The sequence below is a fragment of the Vibrio sp. FE10 genome (genome assembly GCF_030297155.1).
In the GTDB taxonomy this organism is placed as follows: Bacteria; Pseudomonadota; Gammaproteobacteria; order Enterobacterales; family Vibrionaceae; genus Vibrio; species Vibrio apostichopi.
Genome location: NZ_AP028068.1, coordinates 582694 through 594557, shown reverse-complemented (window position 1 = coordinate 594557; position 11864 = coordinate 582694). Strand labels below are relative to the sequence as shown.

Genomic DNA, 11864 nt, shown 5'->3' with positions numbered 1-11864 from the left:
CTCGAAAGATCAACACGCCCTAGCTTTTTATTTTATTTTCCAGTGCTTAAACGGTGTCACAACGGCAGTGGAATTGCTGTGACACCGATTGAACTTCAGTCTAAGTAGACCAAAGCGTTAGTCCGAATCTGAACCTGAGTCGTAGCGATTAATCTAGCCCTACCAGAGATTCACGAGTTAAGTCTTTGATTGTCTTAGCGCCAGTTAGAGTCATCGCAACGCGCATCTCTTTGTCATACAGGTCGAGTAGATTCTCAACGCCTGCTTGTCCTTGCGCCGCTAACGCGTAGACGAATGAGCGGCCAAGCAAGGTGCAGTCTGCGCCCATTGCCATCATGCGTACTACATCTAAGCCAGTACGAATACCAGAGTCGACCAGAATCTTAGTGTCGCCTTTTACTGCATCTGCAATTGCAGGCAGTGCTTTTGCACTTGATAAAACACCATCTAGCTGACGACCACCGTGGTTTGAAACTACGATACCGTCTGCACCAAATCTCACTGCGTCTTTTGCATCTTCTTCATCAAGAATGCCTTTGATGACCATTGGGCCATCCCAGAAGTCACGGATCCACTCTAGGTCTTTCCATGAAATCGACGGGTCGAAGTTGTCACCCAACCAACCGATGTAGTCTTCCAGTTTGGTTGGCGAGCCGCGGTAAGTAGAGATATTGCCAAGATCGTGTGGTTTGCCTAATAAGCCAACATCAACTGCCCAGCTAGGATGACGCATAGATTGAAATACACGACGTATTGCTGCATTTGGACCGCTCATTCCTGAGTGCATGTCACGGTAACGAGCGCCGGGTACAGGCATGTCTACCGTAAAGACCAGTGTTGTGACGCCAGCCGCTTTTGCACGTTCCAATACGTTCTTCATGAAGCCACGATCTTTTAGCACGTAAAGTTGGAACCACATTGGGCGCTCAATCTTAGGTGCGACTTCTTCAATTGGGCAAACTGACACCGTCGACATCGTAAAAGGGATGCCTTTGTTGTCTGCGGCTTTAGCCGCTTGTACTTCGCCACGTCGTGCGTACATGCCTGTTAGGCCAACTGGCGCTAAGGCAATCGGCATCGCCAGCTTTTCGCCAAACAATTCGGTTTCCAAATTTAGGTCCGACATGTCATTAAGTACACGCTGCTTGAGTGCGATCTCTGCAAGATCGGCCGTGTTGCGGCGTAGGGTATGTTCTCCGTAAGAACCGCCGTCAATGTAGTGAAAAAGAAACGGTGGCAATTTTGCTTTTGCTGCGGCGCGGTAATCAGTCGATGCGGATATGATCATAATTTCAGTCCTAAATTCTTGGGATGTTGCCCTTCTATGAGAGCTTGGCTTGGGCTGCTTTAATTCTTGAAAAAGTAAGCGTTTGTTCTTTCTTAAACGGTGAAGCAACTAATCTATGAAGCAAATAAACAGTGAAACAGATAAGCAATAAAATGGCGTTAATACCCGAGGGTGTTGATGTGTTTTAGTATCCATTCCGAAACTCATCAACTGTCTTATTAGACGGTGTTGCAGTCGGGGAATTGAGTATTAACGCCAAGTGCTTTTGTAACGACTTATGGTTTACATAAGTGCGTCTGTCATTTTGAAGCCGTAGATAACTACTAGGCCGATGATTCCTGTCATCACCAAGTAGTAGAACGTTGGGATGATTGTCTTACGCAGTGTTGCGCCTTCGCGTCCTAACAAGCCTACGGTCGCCGATGCGGCTACCACATTGTGAATCGCAATCATGTTACCTGCTGCAGCACCAACGGCTTGCAGAGCAACAACCACAGCACTAGAGATAGACAGTGTTTGTGCTACTTCGAATTGGAATTGGCTGAACATCATGTTTGAAACGGTGTTAGAGCCTGCAATGAAGGCACCTAACGCACCAACTGTTGCACTTAACGCTGGGAATGCGCCGCCGACTAGGTCAGCTGCAAAGTTTGCAGTGGTTACTGGCATACTTGCTAAATCAGCCCCGTTAACACCAGAGTTAATGAAGATACGAACCATTGGGATGGTGAACACCAGTACAAAGCCTGCGCCAATCAGAGTCTTGCTCGATTCCCCAAACGCTTTAGATAGTGGAGCTGCGCTGCGTGATTGCATTAGAACCGCAACCAGTGCGACGAATACCAAGATACCACCAGGTAGATACAGAGGTTGAATTGCTGTGCTTACGCCGGTCTCGCCAAGGATGTTGCTGAAAGAAAGGCTAACGCTCTTAAGTAGGCCTTTGAACTCAGGGCTCACACGGCTAGCAACTAGAGTGACAGCGAGCAGCACGTAAGGTGCCCATGCCATCGCCATGCTCATTTTCTTATGACCTTGCTTAGTGTCATCAAGATCGATCTTCAAAGAACCTAGCCATTCTGCTGGCCACTTGTCTTCGCTTTCAAAGTCCCATTTTGATTTAGGTACTAGGAAGCCGCGTTTTGCTGCTGTTACAACAATCGCAAGGCCAACCAAACCACCAATCAGTGATGGGAACTCAGCACCTAGGAAAACACCCGTTAGCGCGTAAGGAATAGTGAAAGCAGCACCTGCGAACAGTGCGAATGGCAGGATATCAAGACCTTCAGTCCAGCTTTTGTTCTTACCGAAGAAGCGAGTCAGCATCATCGCCATCAATACAGGAATCATCACACCAACGCAGGCGTGGATGATCGCAACACTTGATGTGATCTGTTGTAGGTAAGCATCCCATGTTGAACCATTGGCAATCAGGCTTTCACCAATGTTGTGCGTATCCAAACCTTTGTTTACGCCAACAATGATAGGCGTACCAACTGCGCCGAACGATACCGGCGTAGATTGAATCATCATGCCCATCAGTACCGCAGCTAATGCAGGGAAGCCTATGGCAACCAACAATGGAGCGGCGATTGCAGCGGGTGTGCCGAAGCCAGATGCACCTTCAATGAATGAACCAAAACACCAAGCGATGATGATCGCTTGTACACGACGGTCTGCTGAGATGTCAGTGAAGCCGTTACGGATTGTGGTGATAGCTCCGGTGTGTTTCAAAGTGTTTAATAAGAAGATGGCGCCAAACACAATCCAGAGAACCGATACGGTAATGCCGAAGCCTTGGAATACAGAAGCTAACACGCGAGTGCCAGACATATCCCAAGCAAATAGGGCAATAGCAACGGTTAATGCAAATGCCACTGGCATCGCTTTTTTCGCTGGCCAGTTAAGGCCAACCAGCAGAATCGCTGCAACAACTATTGGCGAAAAGGCCAATAAAGCTAGTAGAGTTTCACTCATGGGTACTTCCTCGTACTGTTTTCAAACGTTCATGTTTGAAGTAAAGATCACGTTATGGTTTGTCGTCATTTGAATCGCTCTGGCCTCTAAACGGATACCTTATTTGGGCGACTCTTGTAATTGGAATGACTGTTTTTGTAATTGTTTTGTTAATTTGGCGTGAATTTACCCCTTTATTTTTTATTGATATAGGGAAATAATGAAAATAATTAATTCCAAAATTGGCATAATCAAATGCGAGCAGACGATTTGATCCTGTTTTCACAGGTAGTAGAGTTGGGCAGTTTTAGTAAGGTGGCAGAGCAAAATAACCTTACAAATTCGGTAGTTAGTAAAAGAATTGCGCGATTAGAGGAAGAAATAGGCGTGCAATTATTATATCGAACTACGCGTAAATTGACCCTGACCGAGGCGGGCAAGGCAATGTTACACGGAGCCAAAAATGTGAAGCAGGCGGCCCAAGAGGCTATGGACGCAGTTTCAGGCTTTGGGGAAAATGTTAGTGGTCATATCAAAATGTCAGTGCCTACTATCTCCGGAGATTTGATTCTGGCAGACGCCGTTGCCGAGTTTTGTAATATGCACCCAGGTTTAACGGTCGATATGTCTTTGAACAATCGTTTTGTTGATTTGGTTGAGGATGGGTTGGACTTGGTAATTCGTACCGGTTACTTGGAAGACTCAAGCCTTATTGCTCGTCATATATTGGATTCACAATGGGTAGTGTGTGCCTCGCCGTCTTATATCGCCAAGAATGGTAAGCCGATGCTGCCTAAAGACTTGGTGAAGCACAACTGCTTGCAATACGCCTATCAAACAACGGGTGCCAGCGAGTGGCAGTTCCTGCACAGTAAAGACGGCTGTACCGACAACGATAAATACATCGTGCGTGTCTCGGGTTCATTTTCTACCGACAACGCGACGGCATTAAGAAAAGCGGCGCTGGGCGGTCATGGGGTCGCGTACGTACCACGTTGTCTGGTGTATCACGATATCCGTAACGGCCAGCTGGTGGACATCTTTCCAGATTTGGTGGGTAAAAAGCTCGGTATTTATGCGGTGTACCCCTTTACTCGCCAGCCGCCAAACAAGATTAAGTTATTGATTGAACACATCAGAACGCGTTACCTGACGATTTCACATTATTTTTAATAAGGATCACGATGAGCTATTTAAAAGAGTATCAATATCCAATCACCAACAAACAGATCGTCAGCGATGACTATTTTGGTCAAATAATCGAAGACCCATATCGCTGGTTAGAAGACGACAGAAGCGACGAAACCGCGCAATGGGTGGCGAGCCAGAATGAAGTGACGTTTGATTACCTTGCTCAAATCCCGTATCGCGCAGAACTGCGAGAGCGATTGGCGAAAGCGCAAGACTACAAAAAGAGCTCGCAGCCGTTTGTGCGAGGTGATTACACCTATTTCTATAAGAATGATGGACTGCAGAATCACAGTATTCTCTATCGTCAGAAAGAAGGCTCGCAGGTTGAAGTATTCTTAGACCCGAATACCTTCTCGGAAGATGGCACGACATCACTAGGTTCGGTGTCGTTTTCGAAAGATTACAGCTTGGTGGCGTACAGCATTTCTGAGGGTGGTAGTGATTGGCGCAAGATTTTTGTTATCGATACCGAGACCAAACAACAGCTCGAAGCCGAAATCACTGACGCTAAATTTACCGGCATCTCTTGGTTAGGCAATCGCGGTTTCTATTACTCCAGCTACGATAAGCCAGACGGCAGTCAGCTTTCGGCTCGTACTGAACAACACAAGCTGTACTTCCATCAGTTGGGAACAGAACAAGCCAGCGACAAGGTGATCTTTGGTGAAAACAACGCCGAGCAGCACCGCTATGTATCGGGTTACACCACCGAAGACGACCGTTACTTGATCATCTTAGGCCAAGAGTCGACATCGGGTAACAGACTGTTCTATATCGATTTAAACTCAGCAGAACAACAGCTCAATACGCTGATTGATCATGTGGATAGCGATACGTATCTCATCGATAACCAAGACGAAGTCTTCATCTTATACACCAATCTCGATGCGCTAAACGGCAAGGTGGTGAGCTTTGATACTCGCAATCAACAGTGGCTCGATATCATTCCCGAAAAGCCACAGCCTTTGGACATCAGCACTGGTGGCGGTTACTTGTTTGCCCACTATATGGTGGATGTGGTGTCTAAGATTGAGCAGTTGGATTACCAAGGTAACCTCGTTCGTGAAATCCACTTACCTGGTCTCGGAACGGCCAGTGGCTTAGGTGGAAAAAATGAGCAAGCCGAGCTTTATTACACCTTTACCAACTATGTTACGCCACCAACGATTTTCTATTTCGATGTCGAATCAGGCAATTCTGAAATCTACCAACGCTCTGAAGCGCCGTTTGAATCGGAGCAATTTGAGTCTAAACAAGTCTTCTATACCTCGAAGGATGGCACTCAGGTTCCGATGCTTATCTCTTATAAGAAGGGATTAGTGTTAGATGGTAATAATCCAACCATGTTGTACGCCTATGGTGGTTTCAATGTCAGCCTAACGCCTTCTTTCTCGGGCACGGTTGGCAGCTGGCTAGAGCTGGGAGGCGTATATGCAGTGCCGAACCTGCGTGGTGGTGGCGAATATGGCAAAGCGTGGCACAAAGCGGGTACACAACAACAGAAACAAAACGTATTTGATGACTTCATTGCCGCAGCCGAGTTCTTAATCGAAGAAAACTACACCAACAGCGATAAGTTAGCGATCCGCGGCGGTTCTAATGGCGGTTTGTTGGTTGGCGCTTGCATGACACAAAGGCCTGAGCTGTTCCAAGTGGCTTTACCTGCGGTTGGAGTGTTGGACATGTTGCGTTACCACACATTCACGTCTGGCGAAGGCTGGGCATACGACTACGGTACATCAGCGCAAAACAAAGAGATGTTTGAATACCTGCTTGGTTATTCTCCGGTTCATAATGTGGTGCGAGGCGTCGATTACCCAGCAACATTGGTTACGACAGCTGATCACGACGACCGTGTGGTGCCTGCGCACTCTTATAAGTTCATTGCAGAGCTGCAAGACAAGCATGAAGGTGGCGCGCCTGTGATGATTCGTATTGACGTAAATGCAGGGCATGGTGCTGGAATGCCATTGAGTAAAGCGATCGATCTCACTGCCGATATCTATGCGTTTACCCTGTTCAATATGGGGATAGTCTCTCTAGATTCATTTTAAATAATGGATTGATTCCATAAAATTGATACTTGAAGCTGAATAACTAACCTCAAAATCGCCCTTAGATTTTGAGGTTTTTCATATTTATGAAAACCAATCAAAATTGCACCATATTTACCTCGCTCCACCACACTCTTTTCCGTGATAGACCCCGCCATTACTGATGAAATGAAAGCGATTTCAAGCCGTATTATTACGAATTTTCACGTCTATCTATCTGATTATAAATAAATAACCATATCTGGTGATAACTCTAAAAGTTTCATGGCTTTGAGGCTGATTTATCAGTGTGAACAGCAACTAACTTTTCAAGTCTTTCATTGCTTAATATTTCCCTGTTCGATGAAAACTCAAAAAAATAATAGGGAATTACAATGCAAAAATTTAAGCTTTTGCCAATAACGGTCGCAGTGGCGGCTTCGCTTGCTTCACTCTCTTCTTTTGCTGCAGAAACGGATCTTGCCGCTCTAGAGCAACGAATCTTAGAGTTAGAATCTCAAGTTGGTGACATCAAGTATGTTGATGACCAACAACAGGCGGTTCTAACTGCAGAAACAAATGTGCCAGATGGCATTGTCTTCTCTGGTTACGCTCGTTACGGCGCTCACTACAAAAGTGGTGATGAACGTTACGTAGACATTGGTACAACAGGTCGTTCTGTCGGTCGTTTAGGTAACGAAGCTAACGGTGGTGAGGTTCAGCTAGCGAAGCTTTTCGAAGCTGACAATGGCGCTATCTGGGACATCGTATTCATGGCTGACCACTGGGAAGCTGACGCTTGGGCTGACGACGGCGGCCTGAGCATGAAGAAAATGTACGCAGGTGTAACTAATGTATTTGAAAGCCAACCAGAACTTTACATGTGGGCTGGTCGCGACTTCCATCAACGTCCGCAACAAGGTTTGAACGATTACTTTTGGATGACACACGATGGTCAAGGCGCGGGCTTTAACAACTTAGATTTCGGCGGCGCGAAGCTAGATATGGGCTTTGTAGGCCAAGTGAAAGGCGGCCTCGTAAATGACAACGGTCGATACGCAATTACTTCTAAGCTTCATTCAATTAACGCGGGTATCGGTCAACTAGACCTATATGCGAACTATGGTTTTGCTTCAGATGAAGCAGACTCAGACGTAGCGGGTGATCCAAAAGTCAGTGATGAAACGGCATACCTTGTGGGTGCGACCCTTGGGCTAGGCGACTCTAACAAGTTGGTTGTTAAATACGGTGACGGTGCGGATTCATCAGTATACGACCTTAAGGGTGACTACCAAACTTTGTACGCAAGTGTTGAAGGTAGCTATGCAGCGACAGACAACTTCATCATCGATTACTTAGTGTCGTACAAAGATAACTCAGGCTCAGATCTAGACCGCGAGAACACGGAATACGCGGGTATCGTTCGTCCACAATACCAATGGGATGATGTTCATTCTACTTGGTTAGAAGCGGGCTACGGCATGGTTGATTACGATGATGACGGTGAAGAGAACGCATGGAAAGTAACGCTTTCTCAAAACGTTTCTCTAGGTGGTTTACCTTGGAGCCGTCCAATGCTTCGCTTCTACACAACAGTGGGTGATGTAGAAACCAAAGGCAACACAGTGAAGACAACCAACGTTGATACATTGTCGTTCGGCGCAATGTTTGAAGCTTGGTGGTAATCACAAGATAGCAAGAGCAACGCTTTGAAATCGGCTATTTCAAAGAGCACATGTTGAAACTGGTATATTTCCAAAGAACACATGTTGAGATAGTCGTACGTTCAAATAGTTAGTAAATACTGTCCATTTTAGCCCTAAAGGCAGATTGATTAGGGCACGTTAAATAACTCCATTCTTGGGCACATTTTATGTGCCCTTTTTTTCGCCACTAGATCAAGGAATAACTATGAGACTTTCTTCCATCGTGTCTCGAGTTTATTTAGGTTTCTTTACGCTGATTGTGATTATGCTGGGTAGCGCATGGTTGAGTATTAGCAGCAACAAGAACATAACCTCACACATCGAAACCATAACTCAACAAGCAGCTCCTTTAATGCTCCAATCTTCCACGCTTACCATTCGTTTTTTGGATATCAATCGAAGTTCAATTCCTTATTTATCAGCGGATTATGTTGATGAGCTAGAACCACTAAAACAAGTCGTTGTGAATAACATCGAGCATTATCAGCAACAATTGAATTGGTTTGAAGGCAAAGGGACGGCAGGTTCTCCACTTGAATCCATACTCCAGAATATTGATGAAACGGGCGTTGCCACCATCGATAAGATTGACCAGACCTTAAACTTATACGTTTCTTATTTGGATACGAAAGATCTCGGTTCGATGGAGCAGGCACAATTTCAATCGGTAGTGGGTCAACTCAATAATACCTTGGTGAATCAATTGGCGAGTGCGAGCTCAGATGCAACGCAAAAAGCGGTAGAAGCATTATTGGTTCAATTGAGTTTGATTGCTGCAGAAGCGAATGAAGCTTTCTCGCTGCAGACATCATCGGAAGTTCGCGGGGTAGAGCGACGTCTGCAAAGTCGTCACGAGCGATTTGAAGACGCCATTACCAATTTGGAGGCACAGGCTCCGGCTTTGGTGAGACGCAGCAAGCAATCTCTGTCGCTACTCGCGGCCCATGCCTTTTCAGCGCAAGGCTCAGTGTCTACGCACATGAAAACCGTTAAGTTGCATGAGTCGATAGCTGAACAGAGAGCTGAGATTGAACAGGCGATTGATGTGCAGTTGGGGTACTTCGACCAACTTTCTATGTACGCCGAAAATACCGCAACAGCTCTGTATCAAGAGTCGATCGAATCATCGAATCAGTCCCTTGTAATGCAAGCTATCATTTCTGCTGCATCGGTTCTGATTGCGCTTTTGATTGGCGTTAACATCGCAAAAGGCATCCGCAAGCCAAGTCAACTTGTGCAAAGTACGCTAGACCAAGTGGCCAATAAAGACCTGAGTTCGACGGTTCAATATCAAGCCAATAATGAGTTTGGTTCAGTCAGTGCTAAGGTCAATTTGATGATCAGTCATCTCACCCTCATGATTGAAAATATGCGTCAATCATCGCTGCATTTGAAGGAAGCGTCTCTAGAGAACCAAAGCATCAGTGGCTCGTTACGTGAGGCGATGTTGGACCAAACCAATCAAACCGTGATGGTAGCAACGGCGATGGAACAGATCGAATGTTCCGTGACTGAAATAACTCAAGCCGCCAACCAAACACTGACTCTAGTGACATCGGCTGTCACCAGTTCAAGCGCCGGACAACAAACCATGGGCAAGAATGTGGACCTAATGGGCGTTTTGGAAAGTAAGTTGGCAGAATCAACCACCACAATCGATAAACTCGAGAAAGAGAGTGCCAGTATTGGGTCGATTCTTGATGTGATCTCCGGTATCTCAGAACAAACTAACCTGTTGGCATTGAACGCGGCTATTGAAGCTGCTCGCGCTGGTGAGCAAGGCCGAGGGTTCTCTGTGGTTGCTGACGAAGTTCGAGTGTTAGCCGCGAAAACCAATGCATCCACGCAAGAGATTCACCATAAAATTGAACGGCTGCAAAACAGCTCTAAATTGGCCGTTGAACAAATCAATCAGTGCGTTACTGATATGGCGCAGTGCGTTGAGCAAACGGGCGAGGTTAATCAGTCCATATCGACCGTGTACGGCCTGCTCAATGAAGTCGAGCAAAGAAGCCATCAGATCGCAACGGCGACCACTGAGCATCAAGTTGTTGCATCCCAAGTGACGCAAAGCATCAGCCAGATACATGAACTGGCGGAAGAAAACTCCCAGCGTTCACAGGTACTCTTTTCTCATGGTCAGCAATTAGAAATCATGTCGCAACAGCAATTCTCACTCACTCAGGAGTTTAAGTTACCGAACTCATCTGAAAATAAGAATTAGACATCTATTTGAGTTTTCAAATAATTTCACGCCCAGCTTTTTGCTGGGCGTTTTTGTATCGGGTTAACTGTGCACAAATGACAAATGCGAGTGAGCATGAGATGAAATGTTCTCATACAATTTAGAAAGGCCATTGAAATAACAAGGTCACTTTCCCCGTGTATATTGCCGTCAGCTACGGGTTCATCATCAAATGATGCTTTCAAAAAATGAATTTAGACAGGCTTGTTTGATCTGACGTGCAAGTAACCGAGCGCCATCTTGATAACAGACACAATAATCTCATGAAATAGTTTCATGGCGTGAAGCGAATCTGTAAGCGCTTTCAAGATTTCCATATTCAGCATTTTTGCCTCCAAGTTTAGTGTGATGACACTCACTCCAACCAAGACGCCTTTCTTTAATAATCGTTTTGTAAGCGGTTACAAGCTAATGAAGTATCGAGGTTTGAGTGGCAACAATTAAACACGTATCAGAACACGCAGGTGTATCTCAGGCGACGGTGTCTAGGGTCATTAATGGCACTAGCCGAGTCAGTCATGACAAGAAGCTAAAAGTAGAAAAAGCGATCAAGGAGTTGGGGTATCGCCCGAATTCGATTGCTCAGGCCTTGGCTTCGAGTCGAACTGGCAGCATTGGGATTGTTGTACCGGAATTGGGTGGCTCGTTTTACTCCGGCATCCTTCATTGTCTAGAAGAGAACCTACGCCGCTTTGGTTATCACGCAGTGGTAACAGCAGGTTCAAATACGGAACAAGGGCAGCGCGAGTCCGTGGAGTTTTTATTAGGTCGTCGAGTCGATGCCTTAATTCTTCATACCCAACTGCTCAGTGATGATTACTTAATTGAATTGGAAGAACAGGGGACCCCTGTGGTTTTGATTAACCGCTTCATCCCAGAAATGGCGATGAGTTGCATTGATATTGATAACGAAGTCGGGGGGCTACTCGCTACTCAATATCTATTGCAAAAGGGACATACAGATATCGCGTGCATTACCGGGCCATTAGATAAAGCAGATGCGAGGGGGCGTTTGCAAGGTTATCGAAAGGCGTTGGAAGAAGCGGGTGTGCCGTACGATGAAGCTTTGGTCTCAGAAGCAGGGTTTACTGAAGAGACTGGAGTGAGTGCCATGAAAAAGCTCATTAACCGTAAGTGTCGATTTACGGCGGTGTTTGCTTCGAACGATCACATGGCATTTGGCGCTTTCGAAGTGTTACACGAAGAAGGACTCTCTGTACCGAGAGACGTTTCGTTGGTGGGCTTCGATAACACCATCTTCGCGCGTTATCTGACCCCTAGTTTGACCACCATTAATTTCCCAATTGAAGAGATGAGCATTGAAGCAGTGCAGCTCACTCTACAAAAGCTAAAAAAAATAAAACATGACGTGAACTTTAAATTGCTGCCGACGTTGGTCACTAGAAACTCGGTATCGGATTTACCAGTTACCCTATAAAAATATT

Annotated in this window: 7 protein-coding genes; 5 read left to right on the top strand and 2 right to left on the bottom strand. The window is 45.9% G+C overall.

Features of this window, described 5'->3' with window-relative positions:
* Window positions 1–148 precede the first annotated feature (148 nt).
* Both lldD and QUF19_RS19670 read right to left on the bottom strand, forming a co-directional pair.
* The gene (lldD, locus tag QUF19_RS19675; protein WP_010432610.1) at window positions 149–1288 is read right to left on the bottom strand and encodes an FMN-dependent L-lactate dehydrogenase LldD; all 1140 of its coding nucleotides are present in this window, start codon (window positions 1286–1288) and stop codon (window positions 149–151) included.
* Window positions 1289–1570: 282 nt separating this feature from the next.
* Window positions 1571–3265 carry an L-lactate permease gene (locus QUF19_RS19670; protein ID WP_171307385.1) on the bottom strand — a complete coding sequence of 565 codons (1695 nt, stop codon included), beginning with the start codon at window positions 3263–3265 and terminating at the stop codon, window positions 1571–1573.
* 234 nt (window positions 3266–3499) lie between these two features.
* Between QUF19_RS19670 and QUF19_RS19665 the strand changes: the two genes are divergently transcribed.
* The 5 genes from QUF19_RS19665 to QUF19_RS19645 all read left to right on the top strand — a co-directional run bounded on the left by QUF19_RS19665 (window position 3500) and on the right by QUF19_RS19645 (window position 11857).
* Window positions 3500–4417: a LysR family transcriptional regulator gene (locus QUF19_RS19665; RefSeq protein WP_192891465.1), complete on the top strand. Its 918-nt coding sequence runs from the start codon at window positions 3500–3502 to the stop codon at window positions 4415–4417.
* 11 nt (window positions 4418–4428) lie between these two features.
* Entirely contained in the window at window positions 4429–6489 is a 2061-nt protein-coding gene (locus QUF19_RS19660; protein WP_286302496.1) for a prolyl oligopeptidase family serine peptidase, read from the top strand.
* Between the two features lie 374 nt (window positions 6490–6863).
* On the top strand, window positions 6864–8153 hold the full coding sequence (locus QUF19_RS19655) for a carbohydrate porin (protein WP_102436205.1): 1290 nt from the start codon (window positions 6864–6866) through the stop codon (window positions 8151–8153).
* Between the two features lie 226 nt (window positions 8154–8379).
* Entirely contained in the window at window positions 8380–10398 is a 2019-nt protein-coding gene (locus QUF19_RS19650) for a methyl-accepting chemotaxis protein (protein WP_286302493.1), read from the top strand.
* Window positions 10399–10849: 451 nt separating this feature from the next.
* The gene (locus tag QUF19_RS19645) at window positions 10850–11857 is read left to right on the top strand and encodes a LacI family DNA-binding transcriptional regulator (RefSeq protein WP_102436209.1); all 1008 of its coding nucleotides are present in this window, start codon (window positions 10850–10852) and stop codon (window positions 11855–11857) included.
* Window positions 11858–11864: the final 7 nt, after the last annotated feature.

What these genes read in the sequence shown, in the direction of transcription:
- lldD (WP_010432610.1), bottom strand. Translation starts at nt 1,288, where the DNA reads ATGATCATATCCGCATCGACTGATTACCGCGCCGCAGCAAAAGCAAAA.
- QUF19_RS19650 (WP_286302493.1), top strand. Translation starts at nt 8,380, where the DNA reads ATGAGACTTTCTTCCATCGTGTCTCGAGTTTATTTAGGTTTCTTTACG.
- QUF19_RS19665 (WP_192891465.1), top strand. Translation starts at nt 3,500, where the DNA reads ATGCGAGCAGACGATTTGATCCTGTTTTCACAGGTAGTAGAGTTGGGC.
- QUF19_RS19660 (WP_286302496.1), top strand. Translation starts at nt 4,429, where the DNA reads ATGAGCTATTTAAAAGAGTATCAATATCCAATCACCAACAAACAGATC.
- QUF19_RS19655 (WP_102436205.1), top strand. Translation starts at nt 6,864, where the DNA reads ATGCAAAAATTTAAGCTTTTGCCAATAACGGTCGCAGTGGCGGCTTCG.
- QUF19_RS19670 (WP_171307385.1), bottom strand. Translation starts at nt 3,265, where the DNA reads ATGAGTGAAACTCTACTAGCTTTATTGGCCTTTTCGCCAATAGTTGTT.